Origin of the sequence: Candidatus Tisiphia endosymbiont of Parasteatoda lunata, from assembly GCF_964030955.1 — a bacterium.
Taxonomy (GTDB): Bacteria; Pseudomonadota; Alphaproteobacteria; order Rickettsiales; family Rickettsiaceae; genus Tisiphia.
Window position 1 is genome coordinate 959,846 of the sequence record NZ_OZ035003.1, and the last position, 22,912, is coordinate 982,757.

Here is a 22,912-nt window from a genome sequence, read left to right on the forward strand (position 1 = left end):
TTTGGTGCTAAAAAAATATTATCTAGCATTTTTTTTGTTGATTTACTCTAGCAAGAGTTATTCTTCATTTTGGGATGGAGTTGCACAATGTCTAAGTGATCCTTGCAATTGCGGGTATAGTGAGATAAATGAAACATGGAATGGAAGTATAAAACGAACAATAAAGCCAAATCCTATATGCCCACCATGGAATAGACGGGATGGGCGCGATACAGATAATTGCTTGGTTCAATTTGATCCTCCTGAGAAATTTATTGGATTTTATCTTCAGCACTGTGCGGAACGTACACCAGAAAGCTCTTATTTTTCACCAAAGATTCGTATAAGAACTCAAAGTTGTAATGCAGTTGCATGCTGGAATCAATCCACTACTTTGAATTGGGATGGTGAATGCATAATATGGCCTGGGGCTTATGCCCTACCCTTACTCAGAATTTGTGCTAGGGTTGCTGTTCCTGCAGTTGCACCAACAGCCTTGAATAGTAAAGGAACGCCAGCAGACCCTGGTTATACACCTGGAAAACATTTGAATGATGTTGGCTTTACAGAAGATGATAAACCGATTATTGGAAGTGATGGAAAACCGATCGTTGGAGATGATGGAAAACCGTTTAATAGACCAAAGCTATGTGCATATAGTGATCCTGGCTTGGTAAACCTCGTCTTAGCTACCGGAGTTCACTTAGATCCGATGGACTGGAATCCAATAAGACAACCTCTTCATAAAACAGATGAGTTACACCCTTTTGCAAAAATTCTAAAATTTTTAATAGACATTAAGTCTAGTATAAGTATATCAGTACTATTAGGTAAGTTATTAGACATGATTGCTTCTGACAATACACCAGGTCTTGATGTTATAAAAGAAATAGTTAAATGGATAGGATATATTTTTGAACAACAATGGATGTATGAGGTGGCAAAACAAATAGTAGAAGCACTTGGTGCACTAAATCGTTCTGTTGATGACTACCAATTTGGTTGCGTTGAATTACCATTAGGTCCTTTTCCACCACCATACTGCCCTAAATTAAAACAGTTCATTATTACTCCTACGACAAAGCTTGTATGCAGTAAAAAGAAAGGTAATTTATTTGTTCAATCTTCAAATGCACCATGTGTGGTGTCTAAATTAAGAAATAATTTTATTCATAATGTCGTACGTGTTAGTTTAGACAATCTTGTCCCTCTTTGTAGAAATAAAGAAAATCCACAAGAAACCGATAAATGTGTAGTAATAGATAATCTTGGTCCATTTTCTTCAGCCAAAGGAATTCATATTGCTACCATTCAACGCGATGCAATAAAAAAATGTTCAGCTAATGATAAAGAACGTTGTGTTAACACAAAAATTCCCTTTGAATGTACTATTGAGGATGGTTGCAAAGATGGCTTTAGGATAGTTTACGCACAAAAAGTAGGTAATCATTCTACACCAAGTAGTTACTATGTTGATGATTTACCTGATTGTAATAGCAAAGAAGCAAATGGTAAGATTACTTGTCAAGAAATATGGGGCATAAATATTGGTGAGTTTATTGATGTTAGTCTTGCATTTCCTCCTATACAAGGTCAAGATACTACAAGTTTACTACCACTCAAAAAAACCTTTAAGCTCAGAGATAATGTCAGTGACAGGACTTTTGTTGCTTCAATTACTAGGAATACTACCTTAAATCCTAATCTTCGTCGTGATCCAAAATCTATTTGTGTAGCGGAAGGAGATAACTTGGTTGGTTGTGAAAACAGAGTAACAGATGGTTACCAAATCCTAACCTATCTGTGTGGAGGACTTCCTAGAGTTACTTGCAATAATAATAGCTATTATACCCCTCAATTTATTGCGTCAATACGAGTGTTAGACGATAAAGAGGATACTGTTGATTCAACTAGTACTGTTATTACACCATTATCGGTTACTCAGTCAATAGCAGGCGAGACAGAAGCAATAATAAATTTAGCAGGATTTAATTTTACTTCCTTCATGGCATATATTTCTAATACCCCCCCCACTATATATACTGCTATGCCATTTTCTGGCAAAAAATCTATGAATCCTTTAACAATATATGGTAATTATAAAGACGACAAGATCCCCTATGATGCTAAGACAGGAATTCCTACTACAGATGCTGTATATTTAAAGGGTCTTGAATATATAAATGGTAAATATATTCAAGGTGCAACGCATGGTTGTTTACAATTAAAAGATATAGACAAATGTATTCCTGGAGTAAATAATACTAACTGTATACTAGCAAGACTACTTGAATCAGATACAGTTGATTGCTCAAAATTTAAGACAAAAAGTATGCAATACCTAGGTCTGCAAATCTGTCAGGATACTCATACTGGTTGTAACTCTGCCGAGACTATAGACGATCTTAAGACAAAGGGTATTACGATTTATAAATGTGATAACTCTATGTATTGTTATAAAAATAATCGTAAGCCAAATGTTGAAGTATGTAAAGTGTCTGTAGATAGTAATAATAGAATCGATCCTTCCCCGTCACTAGGTCCTACAATAAACATTGATGGGCAGCATTATACTGCTAAGTTTAATGAGCAAGGTATTCTTGTCGATAAGGATGGTATTTCTCTTGACAAAACTGCTGCAATCCGAGATCAAACCCCACAAGAATTAGGTTTTTGTACTTCAGTTCTTGCCCCTAAATGTCAAGCAATTACCACCCCAACTAATGACAGTGGTAATGCAACATGGTCTAGCACAGAAAAAGATGATCCTGACACAAAAATAGGTGATTTGGCACTAGGTACTTGTAAGCCTGGTTGGGTATTAATTGATCCGAATAAACCACTACAACGTTATTGTCTATCAAATATCGATACTAAAACAGTGGCCTTTGAAGCCTTACCGGATGGTGTTGGATGTAAAGAGAACCTCAGTTTGATGCAAGATGAAGGTTGAGATTGTTTAATTTTCCAAAAGCTACAGAAATTTTATTAGGTTTGAAAACATAGGCAAGTAGCCCAGCTAATACATTAGTTTGAAAATTCATAACAGATCTATGCCTTGTATGGTCTATATGAAAAAGGTTTTTCAATTGATCATTAATGGTTTCAATAATCTGCCTTTTATTGTCCCACTTTGGGAGAAAAACCCCGCACTTGCAGTGCGTCGTTTCAACATAAATTTTAAATATCTTATCAAGAAAAGATAAGATAAGATATTTTTTAACAAAATCTTACACTTCACAGATATATTCTTTTTGTGTTGTGACACTTTCTAAATGAGCCATACACAAATAGTTTCTAACTTTTAAGTTAGTACATACATTAGGCATTCATGCCGTAATATTAAGCTCTGCACTTGCAGTGCAGAGTGGTTAACTTATATAGAGCACTAGATAGTCTTGGTAATACTGTAGACTTTCTGCTACGTAAGCATAGAGACAAGCCTGCAGCACTTGCATTTTTTCGTAAAGCCTTTAGAGAGAATAATTTTCCTGAGAAAGTAGTAATTGATAAAAGCGGTAGTAATAAGGCTGCTCTTAATGATTTGAATACAGAAGTTCCTAAAGATTATAAAATTAAGGTTATTCAGACCAAATACCTGAATAATCTTGTAGAACAAGATCATAGGTTTATCAAAAAACGTACAAAGCCAATGCTTGGTTTTAAGAGTTTTCATTCTGCAGAAATGACTATTACCGGTATAGAAGGCTCTGTACAAATAAGTGTGTAAATTTTTCAAAGGTTATATAAAAATATAATATAACAAAAGGAGAAATGATAATGCACCAAAAACAAAATGAAGCAATGAATCAAGCGATAGATTTATTAATAAATAATGATACAGATATATCAACATTACTTAAAGAGGATGGTTTATTAAAACAATTAACCAAACGGCTTGTAGAGAAGGCATTGCAGTCAGAGATGAATAATCATTTAGGATATGATAAATATTGTCATACTGATAGTGATAATGTTCGTAATGGTAGGAATGTAAAGAATCTAGTAACAAATAATGGAGTTGTAGAGATTGAGGTTCCAAGGGATAGAAGTAGTACATTTGAACCTGCATTAATTCCGAAGCGTCAAAGACGTATTGAAGGATTTGATGATAAAATAATATCATTATACGCTAAAGGAATGAGCTTATCTGATATTAAGATTCAAATGCAAGAATTGTATGGAGCTGACGTTAGCGAAAGTTTGATAAGTCAAATTACTGATGATGTAATTGAGGATGTCAAGATATGGCAAAGCCGACCATTGGATCGAGTATATGCTATAGTATTTTTTGACTGTTTAGTAGTAAAAGTACGTCAAGATAAACGAATTATCAATAAGTCTGTATATGTAGCATTAGGTATTGATTTATCTGGAAGGAAGGATATTTTAGGATTGTGGATCAGTGAAAATGAAGGAGCGAAATTTTGGCTTGGTAATTTTACTGAGATGAAGAACAGAGGTATGCAAGACATGCTTATTGCTTGCAGTGATAATTTAACCGGTATGTCTGAGGCAATAGAAGCAGTTTTTCCGAAAACCGAACATCAATTATGTATTGTACATCAGATTAGAAATAGTTTAAAATATGTATCATATAAAGACCGAAAAGAATTAGCGGCTGATTTAAAGCCTATATATACTGCTAGCACAGAGGAAGAAGCACATCTTGCTTTAGAATCTTTTGAAGCTAAATGGAGTAAACAGTATCCACAAATTGCTAAATCTTGGTATGTTCATTGGGAAAATTTAATGGTTTTTCTAGGATACCCTGAGGCGATAAGGAAAGTAATATACACAACTAATAGTGTAGAATCTGTCAATAGCCAATTACGTAAGGTTACTAAGAATAAACGGGTTTTTCCAAATGATAATGCCGTTTTTAAGACCTTGTATTTGGCAATTGATTATATGACCAAGAAATGGGTTATGCCGATTCCAAACTGGAACGCAGCTATGGCTCACTTTTTGATAAAATTTGAAGGTAGAATTTAAGCCCTATGAAAAATTTACACACTTAATTAACCTGAGTTTGACGTAAGAAAGAACATTTGAAAATTAAGAAGGGAGGGATTATAAAGTTCTCTAATAATAATGACAAAATTGGAGAATATATTATGATCCCTCTTACGGAGATTTTCTGCTTAATTGATGATTTTTGCAAGCATTTTGATACGGAGCGAAATAAATATATATTACCAAATCCTAACCGTAAGCGTAAAGTGGGCTGCAGTATAGGACTCTCAGAGATTATTACTATTATAGTAATGTTTCACTTGAGTCACTACCGTACCTTTAAAGATTTTTATTTATGCTGCCTATGCCAAAGTTATAGAAAGGAATTTCCAAAACTTGTGAGCTATAGTCGTTTTGTTCAGTTAATGCCAATGAGCTTCATGCCCATGGTGTTACTGCTAAAAAGCCTAACAGGAAAACAAACTGGTCAATATTATATCGACTCTACTAAACTTCCTGCTTGCCATAATTTAAGAATTAATAGACATAAAGTATTCAAAGACATAGCAAAAAGAGGTAAGACTTCCACTGGGTGGTTCTTTGGCTGTAAGCTACATATTGTCATTAACAGTTGCGGAGAGATTATGAGTTTTTCTTTAACTCCTGGAAATGTCGATGATAGAGCAGTGGTGGAAAATTTAGTAGATAAATTACAAGGCTGGCTTTTTGGTGATCGTGGGTATATCAGTAAAAAACTCACTCAATCCCTTGCTAATCAAGGTTTAGAACTAATAACAAAAATTAAAAGTAATATGAAAGAAAGAATAATAGATCCTATTAAAAAGCAGTTTTTAAATAAAAGGCACATTATTGAAACCATTAATGATCAATTGAAAAACCTTTTTCATATAGACCATACAAGGCATAGATCTGTTATGAATTTTCAAACTAATGTATTAGCTGGGCTACTTGCCTATGTTTTCAAACCTAGTTAACCACTCTGCACTGCAAGTGCAGAGCTTAATATTACGGCATGAATGCCTAATGTATGTACTAACTTAAAAGTTAGAAACTATTTGTATATGGCTCATTTAGAAAGTGTCACAACACAAAAAGAATATATCTGTGAAGTGTAAGATTTTGTTAAAAAATATCTGTATGATTCATTCTTATCTTTTCTTGATAAGATATTTAAAATTTATGTTGAAACGACGCACTGCAAGTGCGGGGTTTTTCTCCCAAAGTGGGACAATAAAATTTCTGTAGCTTTTGGAAAATTAAACAATCTCAACCTTCATCTTGCATCAAACTGAGGTTAATTAGAAAGGCTCGTATAGAAAATATTCGTATGATGCAAAAAAGACAAATAATTGGAGCTAATGATAATCTTTCTACTTTTGAGAATTTTGCTATGTTAATGGCATCATAATGTCCAAAACCTTAGTTTTAACAATCTTGATGTAGTATGATTTATAGATGCGACAAAACCTTTATTTTATTCAGGAGTTTCGCAGTTAGCAAAATTGCGAATCAGCTAAAAGGCATCTAATGTTGTTCTGAATTGATGTTTTTATAGTCCGTCCGCCAAAAATATTTAAAGCCCCCCATAATCTATGATTGAATAAAATTTTTACAAAAAAAATTCTAATATTTGCACTAAAATTAAAAATTGTTTTCAATTTTATTGAAAAATTTCTGTTTTAGTAAAATTTTTACATGAGCTTATTGTTAACGATTTTTTTTAATCGTTTAGCAAGTTTTTTAATGATAATTTTTGGCTCTGTACAAATAAGTGTGTAAATTTTTCAAAGGTTATATAAAAATATAATATAACAAAAGGAGAAATTATAATGCACCAAAAACAAAATGAAGCAATGAATCAAGCGATAGATTTATTAATAAATAATGATACAGATATATCAACATTACTTAAAGAGGATGGTTTATTAAAACAATTAACCAAACGGCTTGTAGAGAAGGCATTGCAGTCAGAGATGAATAATCATTTAGGATATGATAAATATTGTCATACTGATAGTGATAATGTTCGTAATGGTAGGAATGTAAAGAATCTAGTAACAAATAATGGAGTTGTAGAGATTGAGGTTCCAAGGGATAGAAGTAGTACATTTGAACCTGCATTAATTCCGAAGCGTCAAAGACGTATTGAAGGATTTGATGATAAAATAATATCATTATACGCTAAAGGAATGAGCTTATCTGATATTAAGATTCAAATGCAAGAATTGTATGGAGCTGACGTTAGCGAAAGTTTGATAAGTCAAATTACTGATGATGTAATTGAGGATGTCAAGATATGGCAAAGCCGACCATTGGATCGAGTATATGCTATAGTATTTTTTGACTGTTTAGTAGTAAAAGTACGTCAAGATAAACGAATTATCAATAAGTCTGTATATGTAGCATTAGGTATTGATTTATCTGGAAGGAAGGATATTTTAGGATTGTGGATCAGTGAAAATGAAGGAGCGAAATTTTGGCTTGGTAATTTTACTGAGATGAAGAACAGAGGTATGCAAGACATGCTTATTGCTTGCAGTGATAATTTAACCGGTATGTCTGAGGCAATAGAAGCAGTTTTTCCGAAAACCGAACATCAATTATGTATTGTACATCAGATTAGAAATAGTTTAAAATATGTATCATATAAAGACCGAAAAGAATTAGCGTCTGATTTAAAGCCTATATATACTGCTAGCACGGAGGAAGAAGCACATCTTGCTTTAGAATCTTTTGAAGCTAAATGGAGTAAACAGTATCCACAAATTGCTAAATCTTGGTATGTTCATTGGGAAAATTTAATGGTTTTTCTAGGATACCCTGAGGCGATAAGGAAAGTAATATACACAACTAATAGTGTAGAATCTGTCAATAGCCAATTACGTAAGGTTACTAAGAATAAACGGGTTTTTCCAAATGATAATGCTGTTTTTAAGACCTTATATTTGGCAATTGATTATATGACCAAGAAATGGGTTATGCCGATTCCAAACTGGAACGCAGCTATGGCTCACTTTTTGATAAAATTTGAAGGTAGAATTTAAGCCCTATGAAAAATTTACACACTTAATTAGAAAGACTCTAATTTTTTTATGTAGAGTTAGGCATGATGTGTAAATGATTGGCAATACATCGTAAATTCAAACCTATAGCAGAGATTATTGGATTGATCACATCTCCTATCACACCCTTCAAGAAGTTTCTGCCCATCCTGCCATATTGTTTCAAATGCCCTATTATTGGTTCTATAGCACTGCGTCTCCTGATCATACACTTGTCTTCTTTCAATAACTTTTTCCGAGTTTTTGGGGTATATACCTTACTCTTCTCTTTAACATTGCTGCCAGTATAACCAAGATCAACAAACGATTTTTTTATCTTTATTCCAGTTACATTTTCTACCGCTTCAAAACTCTGCTGCAATGTATGACCATCATAAGGATTATTATGAAACGATTTTGCTGACAGTACAAAATTTCTACGACCACTGACTACTACCGCAACTTTATTGCCAAACTCATATGGCTTGTTTCGTTTTCCCTTCCCTATACACTCTACCTCAGGGGCATGAAAACTATACAATATTTTATTCTGTTCTTTGTATTGCTTTTTCTCTTCTCTTTTTAAAACAGATTGGCTATGTATTTGTTTTACTTTTTTCAATACTTCTTGATCTCTGATAGATAAGTTTAATTTCTGATTTTTTATCTCACGCTCACATATTCTAACCAAACGACCAAGTAACGTTTTTAAATGCTTCATTATTTTCCAACGCTTCTTGGCTTTGCTATGCTCTTTATACTTCCAGAGCTTTATTATATCTCGCTTATAGGTTCTAGCGTAGGTTTCGTTTAAACTTATACCCAAACTTTGGCAAAGCTTCACAATACTAAGCCTAGCTTTATCCATTAAATAAACATCATGTGGGTGCTTGATATTCTTAATTTGTACCGTTGTATCAGCAATTATCAATTCCAAATCTTTTTTTTTAATTGTGTTAGTTCTTATTCCAACTCTTATCAACTCTGCTAATATCTCGTTATATCCAGATTCACCTAATAAATTACGAAATCTTCTTATGCTAGTTTCCGACATCGCTATATCTGTTTCTATATATTCCCACCCACAGAAATATTGCCAATACATGTTTTCTTTTAGTTCTTCCTCTGCTAATGAATCTGAAAAATTATACATTGCTTGTAGCATCGTTACACCAAGCATCACTCTATGACATTTTCTATTTCTACCAAATCTCTTAATAGAAACATTTTTTGATAACCATTCTTCTAGACCAGACCAATTTATTAATTCTCTTAATTTATATAGCTTATTATTTGAGTTTAATTCTTCTTTTAATTTATAACCAAAAAGTTTTCCTTGTTTTTGTGATTTGATAATATTTTCTATTGGCATATTGACTGAAATCCATAAGGTTTATTAGCATATTTTAACATTTTCTTATGGATTTCTTTATTATTTTCTGCCATTAAACCCTATTATCTATAAGACTTATAGAGTTTTGCCGGACAGACTTTATAACTTCCCAAGTTTGTTGATATAAAGTAATTTTTTCATTTATCCTCCTTTTGTTCATATCGAGCCAAGCAAATACGGCAAGGCAAATATGATTTCTCTGAGCTCGACCCGTGCGTGCCTGACAGCGTTCAATACCACAAGTTTGTTTTAATTCTCGATGATAAACTTCTATAGACCACCGTGCCTTAACAATTTTCTCTATTTGTTCACGTGTTGGATTTTCTAAGTTAGTTGTTATGTAATCAATGCGACCATTTTTTGCCACAAACTTAAATACCGTAACCCAACCGTATCCACGTAGGTGAATTTTTAGTCCCTCATCAGGAATCTCTAAACTTTCTAAGCTAACATTATGATTAACTTTTCTATTTTTTCTTAGGTTACTAACCCATGTCCAACCTAAATTACGTATATGTTTCAAATTCTCCAAACCGCTATACCACGCATCCATTACTACTGCATCAGGATTGATCCCTCTTTCCTTAGCTAAAGTAAGCATATCACAAAAATGCTCATTCTTTGTTTTTCCATCAGTTTCTTTATCATATATTCTATAATCTACAGGGGTAGATTGATCAGTTTTAGCATTGTAATGCAGTAAGTTGACCATCCCTATACCAGGTATAACATCATGTACAGCTCCAGAATATTGATAATGTACAAGCTCAATTTTCTTACTGTATTGCTTTGACAATAACGTGTCATCTCCCACTAATAAACAAGAAGCTTCCCTATCAATATATTTTGACACTTCTCTGTAGATCCCGCTAGGGCGGAAATCCTTACTATTTAACCATCGACTTGCACTATCATGAGATAGGTTTATTGGACTTACTTCAGATAATGCTTTACCACTATATCTTACGCTACTTGCTTGTAAAAATGATTTATATAAGTCTTTGCTACATTTTGATCTTGCCATGCTTAACTAAAACTCTTTCTTGCTAGATTAACATATTTTTTGCTAAGTGCGAAACTCCTGTTATTGACTCTACAACGATTAAAGCTTGTCACAATAAAAGGCGTTATAGCAATAAAGTTTTTAAAGGATTAGCCAAACATAGTAAATCCTCTATGGGGTATTTTTATGGTTTTAAATTACATGTAATAATCAATAATAAAGGGGAGTTTATGGCATTAAAAGTGACCAAAGGCAATGTAGATGATAGGGTTCCAGTACCGGAGTTAACAAAAAGATTAACTGGAATTATAGCAGCTGATAAAGGTTATATTAAGCAAAATTTGTTCTTAAATTTATATGAAAGAGGCTTAAAAATGATTCATGGAATTAAGAAGAATATGGAAAATAAATTAATGGATTTGAAAGAAAAAATCTTACTTCGAAAGCGTAACTTAATTGAAACAGTTTTTGATTATCTAAAAAATAAAATGAACCTTGAACATACTAGACATAGATCACCAATAAATGCCTTTGTCCATATATTATCTACTCTTGTTGCTTACTCATTAAAGAAAAATAAACCTTCAACAAAATTTGATTTTAATCTACATGTTCACAATATCCTTATCCCGAATTGACGTGAGATCTATGATAATATCAACTGGGATGAGTGTTTTAAACTATTTTGTCAATTGCGGGGTACACCAAGCTCAATTCTCAAGAGTGAACAGGAAGTATTACAGCTTAGACAGCAACGCAAAATGATGCATTTACAACAACAGATGCATCAACAAATACAAGGGCAACAAAATGAAACTATCAATTAATTGTTCAGCAATTTCTCAATCTTCATCCCAACGCTCAATACTCACAAAAGAGCAATTAAAATCAATTTATTGCAAGCTTTTTAATGGAGAAGATGGTAGAATAGTCTTGGAAGATTTAGCCCAAGTCAGTGGTGTGTATCGTAGCAACTTCATTCGGCAAGAAAGTGACTACACCGCCTTCCTAGAAGGGCAACGAGCTTTGTTGTTGTATATATGTTCACAAGCTTCAGAGGATGAGGGAGTTGATAATATTGAAGGCGGTATAATAGATTAATATAACAAGAATATTTTTTAAAAGGATGAGATAGTAAAGTTTATGACAAGATATTTAGATCCAACGAACGATGTTGCCTTTAAAAAATTGTTTGCCGAGGACAGTATAAGGTTGATGAGTTTCTTAAACAGCATTATGAGATTGCCGGATAGTTTAAAGATTACGGAACTCGAATATATTACCAATGAACAAGTTCCTGATCTCGGACAAAATAAGAGGAGTATAGTTGATGTTAAAGTAAAAGATAACTCAGGTAATACATACATTGTTGAAATGCAAAACGGCTATGCTGATGCTTTTTTAGCTAGGGTGCAATTTTATGGTTGCGTAGCATTTTCTTCACAACTGAAAAGAGGTAAGAGATATGCTGATTTAGCTCCTGTAGTTATGGTAATAATTACTTCAGGATTCTGTGCATTACCTGAAGAAGAGGAATGTATTAGTTGTCATCAAATTATCAATGTAGATAATGGCAAGAACCACCTCAAATGTTTATCTTACGTATTTGTTGAACTGGATAAATTTACTAAGGAAGCAAATGAGCTTGAGACAATGGAAGATGATTGGTTATATATGATGGCTAAATTTGATAAAGCCAAAGAGCCACCAGAACATACCAAGGATAAAACAATACTCTCAGCCTATCGGACTATCGAACAATTTAACTGGAGTGAGAAAGAATATGAGGCTTACCTAAAAGCTATGTTGGTAGCTCAGACCGAAGAACTAAATTTGGAAAGTAAATATAAGCAAGGTAGAGAAGAAGGTAAGGCTGAAGGTAAGGCTGAAGGTAAGGCTGAAGGTAAGGCTGAAGGTAAGGCTGAAGAAAAAATAGCAATGGCAAAAGAGATGTTGAAAGAAGGGTATCCTATAGAGACTATAAGTAAATTAACAAAACTATCTATAGAAGAAATAAAAAAGCTACGTGATGATTTGGCTAAAGAGACAACTACTGATAGTTAATGAAAATTAAATGGCAAAGAATATGGGCTTATTGTATTGCCAAAATAGAGGATTACGTTGGTCATCCGCTACATAGCTAAAGACTCTAGTAGTCATAACCATAATACTAATTATATTGTTAATGAATATTATATAAAGTTTTTTGTCAAGTTTCTAAGAAAATTACGTATGAAATTATCAATGAGTAAAATATGAGTGAGGAAGCAAGTATTATTAACCATGAAACTGGCAGCAGCAATAGCAATGATTCATGGTTAGCTAGTTTGCCGGAGGAGATCTGCAAAGCTGAATCACTGAGCAAGTTTAAAGATATTTCTTCTTTGGCACAGAGCTATTTAGAAGCAGAAAAAAGCTTGAATCAGCGGGTTGTTGTGCCAAAGTCCGAAGCTTCAGAAGAGGAATGGCGTAAATTTTATTGTCGCTTAGGCTTGCCTGAGGATAAGAAATATACTGATAAAAGAAGTAAGGAAGATGAAGAATATCTAGCTCGCTATGAGGAGATGTTTTACCAAAGCGGTTTATCTAAAAAGCAGGGCGAGAAGTTACTGGAGAATTTGTATGCTTTCTCGCAGGATTTGCAGAAGCAGCAGCAAAAAGCCATTGAACAAGCTAGTCACTCAAATATTGATTGGCTAAAAAATAATTATGGTAATGAGTTTGACAGCAAGATGATAGTAATGCAAGCAGCCTTGTCTAAATTCGGTACTAAGGAACTAGCTAACTTAATTGAAGAATCAAGTTACTCGCCGAGTCTGTCCTATAGTTTGTGTAAGTTGCAAAGAAAGCAGTAAGAGATTACTGTAAAAAAAGTAACTTAAGCAAGCAAGGAGGAATTATGGCTAAAAAATTAGATACAGATAAAGATACATTAGACATCAGTAATCAGCTAGTAGAAGAATTATTATCAAAAGCAGTCCATCGGAGTTATTTGGTCGAGATGGTTTATTTCAACAGCTAAAGAAGCAAATAGTTGAGAAAATATTAGCAAGTGAGTTGGATCATGAATTAGGATATTCAAAACATAGCAAGATGCCAAAAGTAGATAATAATCGTCGTAATGGTAGCTATGAGAAGACAGTAATTGATGGGGATGGTCGTAAGCTGACAGTAGAAGTACCAAGAGATCGGGAAGGAGAGTATAATCCTCAATTAATACCAAAAGGGCTGAGGAGATTTAATGGATTTGATGAGAAAGTGATATCCCTTTATGGTCGCGGTATGACAGTCAGCGAGATCCGAGGGCATTTAGAAGAAATATATCAAACTGATGTATCTGGTGACTTGATATCCACCATAACAGATGGGGTGATAGAAGAAGTAACTAGGTGGCAAAATCGTTGTTTAGATAGGGTGTATCCAATATTATACTTGGACTGTATCTATGTAAAATCTAGAGACAATCACATAGTAATAAATAAGAAACTGGACTGATTTTTCGAGCCTTTCTAATTAAGTGTGTAAATTTTTCATAGGGCTTAAATTCTACCTTCAAATTTTATCAAAAAGTGAGCCATAGCTGCGTTCCAGTTTGGAATCGGCATAACCCATTTCTTGGTCATATAATCAATTGCCAAATATAAGGTCTTAAAAACAGCATTATCATTTGGAAAAACCCGTTTATTCTTAGTAACCTTACGTAATTGGCTATTGACAGATTCTACACTATTAGTTGTGTATATTACTTTCCTTATCGCCTCAGGGTATCCTAGAAAAACCATTAAATTTTCCCAATGAACATACCAAGATTTAGCAATTTGTGGATACTGTTTACTCCATTTAGCTTCAAAAGATTCTAAAGCAAGATGTGCTTCTTCCTCCGTGCTAGCAGTATATATGGGCTTTAAATCAGACGCTAATTCTTTTCGGTCTTTATATGATACATATTTTAAACTATTTCTAATCTGATGTACAATACATAATTGATGTTCGGTTTTCGGAAAAACTGCTTCTATTGCCTCAGACATACCGGTTAAATTATCACTGCAAGCAATAAGCATGTCTTGCATACCTCTGTTCTTCATCTCAGTAAAATTACCAAGCCAAAATTTCGCTCCTTCATTTTCACTGATCCACAATCCTAAAATATCCTTCCTTCCAGATAAATCAATACCTAATGCTACATATACAGACTTATTGATAATTCGTTTATCTTGACGTACTTTTACTACTAAACAGTCAAAAAATACTATAGCATATACTCGATCCAATGGTCGGCTTTGCCATATCTTGACATCCTCAATTACATCATCAGTAATTTGACTTATCAAACTTTCGCTAACGTCAGCTCCATACAATTCTTGCATTTGAATCTTAATATCAGATAAGCTCATTCCTTTAGCGTATAATGATATTATTTTATCATCAAATCCTTCAATACGTCTTTGACGCTTCGGAATTAATGCAGGTTCAAATGTACTACTTCTATCCCTTGGAACCTCAATCTCTACAACTCCATTATTTGTTACTAGATTCTTTACATTCCTACCATTACGAACATTATCACTATCAGTATGACAATATTTATCATATCCTAAATGATTATTCATCTCTGACTGCAATGCCTTCTCTACAAGCCGTTTGGTTAATTGTTTTAATAAACCATCCTCTTTAAGTAATGTTGATATATCTGTATCATTATTTATTAATAAATCTATCGCTTGATTCATTGCTTCATTTTGTTTTTGGTGCATTATAATTTCTCCTTTTGTTATATTATATTTTTATATAACCTTTGAAAAATTTACACACTTATTTGTACAGAGCCGATTTTTCAAGACAAATTTTTCACTAATTTTGTTTCCCATTTTACATAATTTTTAAGCTGCATTTTGTAAGTAATCAAGATACACGTTCATCGGTTTTTTATAACCAATACTTGAATGGAATCTTTGATTGTTATATTTATCCATGTATTTATCAATACCATCTTTAAGTTCTGCGATATTTTTAAAATCATTTATAAATATACAATTATATTTTAAAGTTCTAAAAAATCTTTCAATCACAATATTATCAATGCTTCTACCCTTACCGTTCATTGAGATTTGTATATTATTCTCTTTTAGAATTCCCGTATGCTCATGTCCAGTATATTGACTACCCTGATCACTATTGAATATTTGTGGTGCAGGGTATTTATTCAGTGCATCTTTTAATACATCGGTTACAAGTGATGCATCCATAGAATTAGATACTTTATAACTTAGTATTGCCTTACTATGCCAATCTATAATCGCCACAAGATACATAAATCCTCCGTTAGTTCTAATATAAGTAATGTCACCACTCCACACTTGATTAACATAAGGTACATGAATAGTTCTATTCGTTCCTGATTTGTGCCAGTACGGCTCAAGCAAATAGCTATAAATTTTATGTTGACCATCCTTCACAGAAGTAGATTGCTTTTTATGAGGATGAATAGCTTCTATACCCATTATTCCCATATATTTAAGCACCCTATCTCTGCCCACATTAAAGCCGTCTTCCAATAATTGTTTGTATATATAACGATAACCATACTCAGGGTTATCCGTATATATTTCATCTATTCTATTTAAAATATCAAGATTATATAAGCTCATTACTTTAGCTTTATAATATACTCCAGATCTGCTTATCTTTAATAGTTCACATTGCCTTGTCTTTGCTAACGTACTCAGCTTGGGGTCGACAAGACTTTTCTTATTTGATAAGTCCAAGCTGTTTAGCTTTCCCACCGCCCAGTCCCTCTCGACTGTAGCCTTACCTAATGCTTTTGCAAGTTCATCGTTTTGATTCTTAAGTTCACTAATCTGCCCTTTGTACTCACTAACAGCTTTTGCTGGCTCAAATGCCAATGACGCATTATCTAAAAATTGTCGTTTCCAGTTTTGCATAGTTTTAGCCGTTACTTCATATTTGACCGATAACTGACCTATTGTTGATTCTTCTTTTAACATCTCTAATACTATTTTAGTTTTTGCTTCTGCACTAAAATTTTTAATTTGTTTTTTACCCATTTGTTTCTCTTTAATTTTATTTATTATTCTATACTTATTGAGAAACAAAAATACCTGCTTCTTTGTCTAATTTTTTCAGTCCATTATATAAAGCAGTATATTTAGCACTTGCTGTAAATATAGAAGGGAAAAAGGAGTTACTTGGCATTTGGATAGGCAAAAATGAAGGTGCTAAATTTTGGATGCAAGTAGTTACTGAGTTAAAGAATCGAGGAATTGAACAAATTTATGTTGCTTGTGTGGATGGTTTAAAGGGCTTTCCAGAAGCTATAAGCAGTGTATTCCCGAGTACTATAGTACAATTATGTATTGTACATATGGTTCACAATTCAGTAAAGTATGTGTCATATAAAGATTTAAAAGAGGTCACATCAGATCTAAAACAAATTTATACAGCTAATAATGACGAAATGGCACGTTTAAAACTTCAGCAATTTGGTGTAAAATGGGATAAAAAATATCCGGTAATTTCTGATATTTGGCAACGTAATTGGTCTGGGATAATACCGTTTTTTGCCTTTCCTGAAGAGATCAGAAAGGTAATTTATACTACTAACACTATAGAATCTGTAAATCGTCAAATTAGAAAAATTATCAAAAATAAGGGGGTGTTTCCAGATGATAAGTCAATTCAAAAAATAATATTTTTATCCCTACAAAATGCAGCCAAAAAATGGACCATGCCTATTAAAGATTGGTCTTTAGCTTTAAATCAATTTGAAATACTTTGTGGAGATTTTAAATATGATTTATTGGAAAATAAAAAATGAACTTACACAAATTAAATGATTGACTCTACTCGCCAGCTTTAGTAGATTTATTGTCCCACTTTGGGAGAAAAACCCCGCACTTGCAGTGCGTCGTTTCAACATAAATTTTAAATATCTTATCAAGAAAAGATAAGATAAGATATTTTTTAACAAAATCTTACACTTCACAGATATATTCTTTTTGTGTTGTGACACTTTCTAAATGAGCCATACACAAATAGTTTCTAACTTTTAAGTTAGTACATACATGAGGCATTCATGCCGTAATATTAAGCTCTGCACTTGCAGTGCAGAGTGGTTAACTAGTTCGGGTTGGTGAAACCTTAAAATCTGATTCATTAGTTACCGGTAATGAACCACCGACAATTAGCAGTCAAGATAAGGCGTTGCAAGAGATTAATAGACTTGAATCTGATGGGGAATTCATGGTAAAATTAGAGCCTTTCTAATTAAGTGTGTAAATTTTTCATAGGGCTTAAATTCTACCTTCAAATTTTATCAAAAAGTGAGCCATAGCTGCGTTCCAGTTTGGAATCGGCATAACCCATTTCTTGGTCATATAATCAATTGCCAAATACAAGGTCTTAAAAACGGCATTATCATTTGGAAAAACCCGTTTATTCTTAGTAACCTTACGTAATTGACTATTGACAGATTCTACACTATTAGTTGTGTATATTACTTTCCTTATCGCCTCAGGGTATCCTAGAAAAACCATTAAATTTTCCCAATGAACATACCAAGATTTAGCAATTTGTGGATACTGTTTACTCCATTTAGCTTCAAAAGATTCTAAAGCAAGATGTGCTTCTTCCTCTGTGCTAGCAGTATATATAGGCTTTAAATCAGCCGCTAATTCTTTTCGGTCTTTATATGATACATATTTTAAACTATTTCTAATCTGATGTACAATACATAATTGATGTTCGGTTTTCGGAAAAACTGCTTCTATTGCCTCAGACATACCGGTTAAATTATCACTGCAAGCAATAAGCATGTCTTGCATACCTCTGTTCTTCATCTCAGTAAAATTACCAAGCCAAAATTTCGCTCCTTCATTTTCACTGATCCACAATCCTAAAATATCCTTCCTTCCAGATAAATCAATACCTAATGCTACATATACAGACTTATTGATAATTCGTTTATCTTGACGTACTTTTACTACTAAACAGTCAAAAAATACTATAGCATATACTCGATCCAATGGTCGGCTTTGCCATATCTTGACATCCTCAATTACATCATCAGTAATTTGACTTATCAAACTTTCGCTAACGTCAGCTCCATACAATTCTTGCATTTGAATCTTAATATCAGATAAGCTCATTCCTTTAGCGTATAATGATATTATTTTATCATCAAATCCTTCAATACGTCTTTGACGCTTCGGAATTAATGCAGGTTCAAATGTACTACTTCTATCCCTTGGAACCTCAATCTCTACAACTCCATTATTTGTTACTAGATTCTTTACATTCCTACCATTACGAACATTATCACTATCAGTATGACAATATTTATCATATCCTAAATGATTATTCATCTCTGACTGCAATGCCTTCTCTACAAGCCGTTTGGTTAATTGTTTTAATAAACCATCCTCTTTAAGTAATGTTGATATATCTGTATCATTATTTATTAATAAATCTATCGCTTGATTCATTGCTTCATTTTGTTTTTGGTGCATTATAATTTCTCCTTTTGTTATATTATATTTTTATATAACCTTTGAAAAATTTACACACTTATTTGTACAGAGCCTTCTATACCGGTAATAGTCATTTCTGCAGAATGAAAACTCTTAAAACCAAGCATTGGCTTTGTACGTTTTTTGATAAACCTATGATCTTGTTCTACAAGATTATTCAGGTATTTGGTCTGAATAACCTTAATTTTATAATCTTTAGGAACTTCTGTATTCAAATCATTAAGAGCAGCCGTATTACTACCGCTTTTATCAATTACTACTTTCTCAGGAAAATTATTCTCTCTAAAGGCTTTACGAAAAAATGCAAGTGCTGCAGGCTTGTCTCTATGCTTACGTAGCAGAAAGTCTACAGTATTACCAAGACTATCTAGTCTCCCCGTCAAAAGTGCTAAAAATTAAGAAAAATTCAAAATTTAATACCTTAGCCAAAAATTCTTGTATAAAATTTGAGAGTTTAATTTTTTTGATTTAAATTTTTGGTACAAAAAGATGATTTTTAGAGAATTTTTGCATGATGATTTATTGTCCCACTTTGGGAGAAAAACCCCGCACTTGCAGTGCGTCGTTTCAACATAAATTTTAAATATCTTATCAAGAAAAGATAAGATAAGATAAGATATTTTTTAACAAAATCTTACACTTCACAGATATATTCTTTTTGTGTTGTGACACTTTCTAAATGAGCCATACACAAATAGTTTCTAACTTTTAAGTTAGTACATACATGAGGCATTCATGCCGTAATATTAAGCTCTGCACTTGCAGTGCAGAGTGGTTAACTAAATTTTTGATAATCTCTTACATGCTTTCTTATAGCTTCTTTACTTAACAGCAATGCTTCTGCTATTTCTCCATAGCTCCAACCTTTATCATACAGCAAAACTGCCTTAATTCGGTCACATACTCTCCTATCTCGTTCATTACCATGACGTGACTTCAGTCCCGTTCTTTGTTCAGATGTTAAAATATCTCCCATTATCATATTCTAGCTTCTTTCTTCTCTTCATTCAACTCTTCATTTACGAGCAGTATACTCATCATTTCTTCCAAATCTCGATAACTTAAAGAAAATCGGCATTTCATATAGACAAATAACATTATTATTTCTGGTGAAGAACAAAATCCTTTGAAATATGATAATAATCTTGCAGTAATACGAAACATCTTAACATCTTTTTTAGATCATTATATCAATCTTTTTTCTATTGTCCAACATATGCGACAGAACCTCTCACTAGTCAAACTAGTGGCTTACCTATCATTGAGTTATACTATCGTCTACCAACTCTTCATTTACGAGCAGTATACTATGGTGTATATTATTCATCCTTATATACTCCCCACAATACTGTTTTAGGTAGCCATCCAGTATAATTCTTGCAGCACACCTGACAATAATCAGGTTTGCATTTATTAAGTAGGCAACGGACATAATTACTTACTCTTGCAACAATTTTATGTTGATCATTAGCTACTTGAGTCAGAGCTACTAATTCAGGACTTACCACAATCACCGATCTTTTACCGGACAATACACTTGAATGTACCCAGCCTCCTTCTCCTTTTATATCACGAATTTGCCTCCATTGTTCATATTCTGCAATAATTTCTATGGGTTCACCTTTTTTAACAAATACCCATTCTATAGGTGTTTTTATCGAAGGACCAACTCTAGCATTTACCTCATTAGCCTTTATTGAGGCAAATCTAGGTATCGGCAATTTCTGATTATCAGCTATCGTTAGTAAAGGTGTAATGGTCAAGATTATAATCAAAATATATGACTGTTGCTTTAGTAACTTGATTGCCATGGTTATTCTTAATCATTCTCTTCTAATTCACGCAAAGCATCATCTCGTTTAGCTATTACATAATTACCTGATCTAAATTGCCCTTTGATACGATTTATTTCATATTCACTAAGACCAATAAATTTTAAAATTGTTCCACCAAGCTGTAACCCCGTCTCATAATTCTCTGGTATGATTGTTGTTGCTCCAGCATCATAAAATTCTCTAGCCTTCTCTAGATTCTTTAATCTTACAATAACTTCAAGATCTGGAAAATGACTTGAAATTGTTCGAAGAGATTTTTTGATAGTAACACTATTATTCATTGTAAGTACTAGAGTTAAAATCCTTTCTGCTCCCACAGCTTTTAGCGTATCAATCTGTGATACATCTCCTTTAAAAACTGGAAAGCCATTAGCTGTTTCTGCTTTTACAATCTCGTCATTAACATCTAGTGCTATATAATTGATTCCTTCAGCTTCCAATACTAATGCTACCATTCTACCAACACTACCAAAACCAGCAATTATTATATGGTTTGTTAAATCTCTTGCTCCAAGTTCTATAATTTGTATTGGAGTCTTGCCAAGTTGTTTATCAAGTCTTTCAGCAAGTTTTCTTCCTAAAATTGCCAGTAATGGAGTTAGTGCCATAGTACATGTCACCACTAATAACAGAACATTAGCCGTACTCTCTCTAATAACCTGAGTTTCTTTACCAAGACCGAATAAGATAAAAGCAAATTCTCCACCTTGTGATAATAATAAACCTGCATGCAAGGCTACTCCTTTATTAAAACCAAATAAAATGCAAGAGGCGGCAATAATTAGTGTTTTTACTACAATCAAGGCAATAGAACAAGTTAGTATAGTTGATATTTGAGCGTATATTTCTTGAGCGTCAATATTCATTCCAACGCTCATAAAAAATAGCCCTAGCAATAAGCTTTTGAAAGGGTATATACTTTCTTCAGCTTGCAACCGAAATTCTGTCTCTGCAACCAAAACACCTGCAACAAAAGCTCCTAAAGCAAGTGATAAACCAAAATATTCCGTGGCCCAAGCTGCAGAGAGAACTACCAATAGAGTCATGGAAATTGGTAGTTCGTTTATATCGCCATTGTCCGATGAAATTAACCCAAATAAAGGTCTTAGTAATACTCTACCTGCAACAAATATTGCAAGTAGTGCTATGATAGCCTTAAGCAAAGCTGTTCCTAGAGCTATCGCTAACGAATCTTTACTATTGCTAGCAAATAGTGGTACCATAACTAGCAATGGCACAACTGCTAAATCTTGTAACAACAAGATAGCTAGGGATATACGACCTAGTTGAGTTGATTGGCTACGGCTTTCCTCAATAACTTGCATAACAAGGGCAGTTGAGGATAAAGCAAGACCACCTCCTATAATAATTGCAGCACTACTATTACCGCTGATTAGTACAACAGCGGCAGCAATCACTATAGCTGTAGTTAACACTTGTAGTGAGCCAAGACCAAATACATACCGCCTCATTACCTTTAATCTTTCAAAAGATAATTCTAAACCTATAGCAAAAAGTAAAAAAACTACTCCTAATTCTCCTAGTAATTTTGTTTGATCATATGTTACAATCTTGAATCCATGGTCTCCAATTACCGCTCCTGCAATTAAATAACCCAAAACTGGGCTTAGATTAAGGCGTTTAAGTATTGCTACAACAAATACAGCTGTTCCTATTAAAATTATAATATTGATAAGAATATGCTCTTCCATTTACACCTTTTCCCTAGAAGTATTAATACATTATTTTTTAAATACACTAAGTAGTTTTCAGTAAAAAATCTAATATTTTTAATTTATTTTTTGCTCCACATCTCTTCCAACTTAAAATACTCTCTAGTTTCTGGATAGAAAATATTAACTAATACATTTCCAGCATCTATTAATACCCATTCAGATGTTCCAAGTCCTTCAATATTAGTATCGATATTAACTTGATGTTTTAACTCTAAAGCTAAATATTCAGCAATTGCTCCAACATTTTTAGTTGAACGCCCGCTTGCAAAAATAATATATTCAGCTAATGTAGTTTTTTGTCTTATATCTATTACTACTATATCTTCTGCTTTTTTTTCTTCTAAACATTTAACCATAAACTCTTTCAATAGTTCAGTATTTTCTATCATAATTATCTCCAAT

General features: G+C 33.1%; 23 protein-coding genes and 5 pseudogenes. 13 read left to right on the plus strand and 15 right to left on the minus strand.

Annotation, left to right across the window (positions count from 1 at the left end; genetic code table 11):
* Window positions 1-4: 4 nt before the first annotated feature.
* On the plus strand, window positions 5-2,932 hold the full coding sequence (locus AAHN00_RS05980; protein ID WP_342272409.1) for a hypothetical protein: 2,928 nt from the start codon (window positions 5-7) through the stop codon (window positions 2,930-2,932).
* Here the strand turns inward: AAHN00_RS05980 and AAHN00_RS05985 are convergent.
* A pseudogene (locus AAHN00_RS05985) lies at window positions 2,907-3,110 on the minus strand (transposase); the annotation flags it as partial. The gene AAHN00_RS05980 and the pseudogene AAHN00_RS05985 overlap by 26 nt on opposite strands.
* Window positions 3,065-3,247, minus strand: a complete 183-nt coding sequence (locus tag AAHN00_RS05990) for a hypothetical protein (RefSeq protein ID WP_342272410.1) — start codon at window positions 3,245-3,247, stop codon at window positions 3,065-3,067. The pseudogene AAHN00_RS05985 and the gene AAHN00_RS05990, both read right to left, overlap by 46 nt.
* Window positions 3,248-3,349: 102 nt before the next feature.
* Between AAHN00_RS05990 and AAHN00_RS05995 the strand changes: the two are divergent.
* The 4 genes and pseudogenes from AAHN00_RS05995 to AAHN00_RS06010 all read left to right on the plus strand — a co-directional run.
* Window positions 3,350-3,685, plus strand: a pseudogene (locus AAHN00_RS05995) (IS6 family transposase); the annotation flags it as partial.
* 74 nt (window positions 3,686-3,759) lie between these two features.
* Window positions 3,760-4,974, plus strand: a complete 1,215-nt coding sequence (locus AAHN00_RS06000) for an IS256 family transposase (protein WP_342270921.1) — start codon at window positions 3,760-3,762, stop codon at window positions 4,972-4,974.
* 122 nt (window positions 4,975-5,096) lie between these two features.
* Window positions 5,097-5,930: an IS982 family transposase gene (locus AAHN00_RS06005; protein WP_342272411.1), complete on the plus strand. Its 834-nt coding sequence runs from the start codon at window positions 5,097-5,099 to the stop codon at window positions 5,928-5,930.
* A gap of 103 nt (window positions 5,931-6,033) precedes the next feature.
* Window positions 6,034-6,201 (plus strand): hypothetical protein, encoded by a 168-nt coding sequence (locus tag AAHN00_RS06010; protein ID WP_342272412.1) that lies wholly within the window; start codon window positions 6,034-6,036, stop codon window positions 6,199-6,201.
* Between the two features lie 248 nt (window positions 6,202-6,449).
* Here AAHN00_RS06010 and AAHN00_RS06020 read toward each other — a convergent pair whose 3' ends face one another.
* On the minus strand, window positions 6,450-6,614 hold the full coding sequence (locus AAHN00_RS06020) for a hypothetical protein (RefSeq protein WP_342272413.1): 165 nt from the start codon (window positions 6,612-6,614) through the stop codon (window positions 6,450-6,452).
* 171 nt (window positions 6,615-6,785) lie between these two features.
* Here AAHN00_RS06020 and AAHN00_RS06025 point away from each other — a divergent pair, with 171 nt between their 5' ends.
* Window positions 6,786-8,000 carry an IS256 family transposase gene (locus tag AAHN00_RS06025; protein WP_342270940.1) on the plus strand — a complete coding sequence of 405 codons (1,215 nt, stop codon included), beginning with the start codon at window positions 6,786-6,788 and terminating at the stop codon, window positions 7,998-8,000.
* A 46-nt stretch (window positions 8,001-8,046) separates the two neighbouring features.
* On the opposite strand, the gene AAHN00_RS06030 is transcribed toward AAHN00_RS06025, so the two are convergent.
* Together AAHN00_RS06030 and AAHN00_RS06035 are read right to left on the minus strand one after the other, a co-directional pair.
* On the minus strand, window positions 8,047-9,369 hold the full coding sequence (locus tag AAHN00_RS06030; RefSeq protein WP_342271031.1) for an IS5 family transposase: 1,323 nt from the start codon (window positions 9,367-9,369) through the stop codon (window positions 8,047-8,049).
* Window positions 9,370-9,442: 73 nt separating this feature from the next.
* Entirely contained in the window at window positions 9,443-10,414 is a 972-nt protein-coding gene (locus AAHN00_RS06035; protein WP_342272414.1) for a transposase, read from the minus strand.
* Between the two features lie 77 nt (window positions 10,415-10,491).
* Between AAHN00_RS06035 and AAHN00_RS06040 the strand changes: the two genes are divergently transcribed.
* The 6 genes from AAHN00_RS06040 (at window position 10,492) to AAHN00_RS06065 (ending at window position 13,888) form a co-directional block, all read left to right on the plus strand.
* Entirely contained in the window at window positions 10,492-11,031 is a 540-nt protein-coding gene (locus AAHN00_RS06040; protein ID WP_410521435.1) for an IS982 family transposase, read from the plus strand.
* 172 nt (window positions 11,032-11,203) lie between these two features.
* Window positions 11,204-11,494, plus strand: a complete 291-nt coding sequence (locus tag AAHN00_RS06045; protein WP_342272415.1) for a hypothetical protein — start codon at window positions 11,204-11,206, stop codon at window positions 11,492-11,494.
* Between the two features lie 42 nt (window positions 11,495-11,536).
* On the plus strand, window positions 11,537-12,457 hold the full coding sequence (locus tag AAHN00_RS06050) for an Rpn family recombination-promoting nuclease/putative transposase (protein ID WP_342272416.1): 921 nt from the start codon (window positions 11,537-11,539) through the stop codon (window positions 12,455-12,457).
* A gap of 191 nt (window positions 12,458-12,648) precedes the next feature.
* On the plus strand, window positions 12,649-13,248 hold the full coding sequence (locus tag AAHN00_RS06055; protein ID WP_342272417.1) for a hypothetical protein: 600 nt from the start codon (window positions 12,649-12,651) through the stop codon (window positions 13,246-13,248).
* A gap of 44 nt (window positions 13,249-13,292) precedes the next feature.
* Complete coding sequence (locus tag AAHN00_RS06060) at window positions 13,293-13,415, plus strand: hypothetical protein (RefSeq protein ID WP_342272418.1); 123 nt, start codon at window positions 13,293-13,295, stop codon at window positions 13,413-13,415.
* Window positions 13,416-13,423: 8 nt separating this feature from the next.
* Entirely contained in the window at window positions 13,424-13,888 is a 465-nt protein-coding gene (locus AAHN00_RS06065) for a transposase (RefSeq protein ID WP_342272593.1), read from the plus strand.
* Window positions 13,889-13,932: 44 nt separating this feature from the next.
* Here AAHN00_RS06065 and AAHN00_RS06070 read toward each other — a convergent pair whose 3' ends face one another.
* Window positions 13,933-15,147, minus strand: a complete 1,215-nt coding sequence (locus AAHN00_RS06070) for an IS256 family transposase (RefSeq protein WP_342270940.1) — start codon at window positions 15,145-15,147, stop codon at window positions 13,933-13,935.
* Window positions 15,148-15,273: 126 nt separating this feature from the next.
* Window positions 15,274-16,458, minus strand: a complete 1,185-nt coding sequence (locus tag AAHN00_RS06075) for an IS3 family transposase (protein WP_342270912.1) — start codon at window positions 16,456-16,458, stop codon at window positions 15,274-15,276.
* 89 nt (window positions 16,459-16,547) lie between these two features.
* Between AAHN00_RS06075 and AAHN00_RS06080 the strand changes: the two are divergent.
* Window positions 16,548-17,228 (plus strand): annotated as a pseudogene (locus AAHN00_RS06080) (IS256 family transposase); the annotation flags it as partial.
* Here the strand turns inward: AAHN00_RS06080 and AAHN00_RS06085 are convergent.
* The 8 genes and pseudogenes from AAHN00_RS06085 to rsfS all read right to left on the minus strand — a co-directional run bounded on the left by AAHN00_RS06085 (window position 17,208) and on the right by rsfS (window position 22,899).
* Window positions 17,208-17,423: a hypothetical protein gene (locus AAHN00_RS06085; RefSeq protein WP_342272419.1), complete on the minus strand. Its 216-nt coding sequence runs from the start codon at window positions 17,421-17,423 to the stop codon at window positions 17,208-17,210. The pseudogene AAHN00_RS06080 and the gene AAHN00_RS06085 overlap by 21 nt on opposite strands.
* Before the next feature lie 280 nt (window positions 17,424-17,703).
* Window positions 17,704-18,918, minus strand: a complete 1,215-nt coding sequence (locus tag AAHN00_RS06090) for an IS256 family transposase (RefSeq protein WP_342270921.1) — start codon at window positions 18,916-18,918, stop codon at window positions 17,704-17,706.
* A gap of 74 nt (window positions 18,919-18,992) precedes the next feature.
* A pseudogene (locus AAHN00_RS06095) lies at window positions 18,993-19,310 on the minus strand (DDE-type integrase/transposase/recombinase); the annotation flags it as partial.
* Window positions 19,311-19,714: 404 nt separating this feature from the next.
* Window positions 19,715-19,915, minus strand: a complete 201-nt coding sequence (locus AAHN00_RS06100) for a helix-turn-helix domain-containing protein (protein WP_342272420.1) — start codon at window positions 19,913-19,915, stop codon at window positions 19,715-19,717.
* A 53-nt stretch (window positions 19,916-19,968) separates the two neighbouring features.
* Window positions 19,969-20,103: pseudogene (locus AAHN00_RS06105) on the minus strand (IS6 family transposase); the annotation flags it as partial.
* 155 nt (window positions 20,104-20,258) lie between these two features.
* Window positions 20,259-20,750 (minus strand): SH3 domain-containing protein, encoded by a 492-nt coding sequence (locus AAHN00_RS06110; RefSeq protein ID WP_342272421.1) that lies wholly within the window; start codon window positions 20,748-20,750, stop codon window positions 20,259-20,261.
* A gap of 8 nt (window positions 20,751-20,758) precedes the next feature.
* Complete coding sequence (locus AAHN00_RS06115; protein WP_341748266.1) at window positions 20,759-22,486, minus strand: cation:proton antiporter; 1,728 nt, start codon at window positions 22,484-22,486, stop codon at window positions 20,759-20,761.
* Between the two features lie 83 nt (window positions 22,487-22,569).
* Window positions 22,570-22,899: a ribosome silencing factor gene (rsfS, locus tag AAHN00_RS06120; RefSeq protein WP_341751565.1), complete on the minus strand. Its 330-nt coding sequence runs from the start codon at window positions 22,897-22,899 to the stop codon at window positions 22,570-22,572.
* Between the last annotated feature and the right edge of the window lie 13 nt (window positions 22,900-22,912).

Bases quoted from the DNA above. Each gene is read 5' to 3' on its own strand.
- AAHN00_RS06035 (WP_342272414.1), bottom strand. From the start codon at position 10,414: ATGGCAAGATCAAAATGTAGCAAAGACTTATATAAATCATTTTTACAA.
- AAHN00_RS06110 (WP_342272421.1), bottom strand. From the start codon at position 20,750: ATGGCAATCAAGTTACTAAAGCAACAGTCATATATTTTGATTATAATC.
- AAHN00_RS06025 (WP_342270940.1), top strand. From the start codon at position 6,786: ATGCACCAAAAACAAAATGAAGCAATGAATCAAGCGATAGATTTATTA.
- AAHN00_RS06060 (WP_342272418.1), top strand. From the start codon at position 13,293: ATGGCTAAAAAATTAGATACAGATAAAGATACATTAGACATCAGTAAT.
- AAHN00_RS06070 (WP_342270940.1), bottom strand. From the start codon at position 15,147: ATGCACCAAAAACAAAATGAAGCAATGAATCAAGCGATAGATTTATTA.
- AAHN00_RS06115 (WP_341748266.1), bottom strand. From the start codon at position 22,486: ATGGAAGAGCATATTCTTATCAATATTATAATTTTAATAGGAACAGCT.
- AAHN00_RS06100 (WP_342272420.1), bottom strand. From the start codon at position 19,915: ATGGGAGATATTTTAACATCTGAACAAAGAACGGGACTGAAGTCACGT.
- AAHN00_RS06050 (WP_342272416.1), top strand. From the start codon at position 11,537: ATGACAAGATATTTAGATCCAACGAACGATGTTGCCTTTAAAAAATTG.
- AAHN00_RS06005 (WP_342272411.1), top strand. From the start codon at position 5,097: ATGATCCCTCTTACGGAGATTTTCTGCTTAATTGATGATTTTTGCAAG.
- AAHN00_RS06030 (WP_342271031.1), bottom strand. From the start codon at position 9,369: ATGCCAATAGAAAATATTATCAAATCACAAAAACAAGGAAAACTTTTT.
- AAHN00_RS06055 (WP_342272417.1), top strand. From the start codon at position 12,649: ATGAGTGAGGAAGCAAGTATTATTAACCATGAAACTGGCAGCAGCAAT.
- AAHN00_RS06045 (WP_342272415.1), top strand. From the start codon at position 11,204: ATGAAACTATCAATTAATTGTTCAGCAATTTCTCAATCTTCATCCCAA.
- AAHN00_RS06090 (WP_342270921.1), bottom strand. From the start codon at position 18,918: ATGCACCAAAAACAAAATGAAGCAATGAATCAAGCGATAGATTTATTA.
- rsfS (WP_341751565.1), bottom strand. From the start codon at position 22,899: ATGATAGAAAATACTGAACTATTGAAAGAGTTTATGGTTAAATGTTTA.
- AAHN00_RS06075 (WP_342270912.1), bottom strand. From the start codon at position 16,458: ATGGGTAAAAAACAAATTAAAAATTTTAGTGCAGAAGCAAAAACTAAA.
- AAHN00_RS06000 (WP_342270921.1), top strand. From the start codon at position 3,760: ATGCACCAAAAACAAAATGAAGCAATGAATCAAGCGATAGATTTATTA.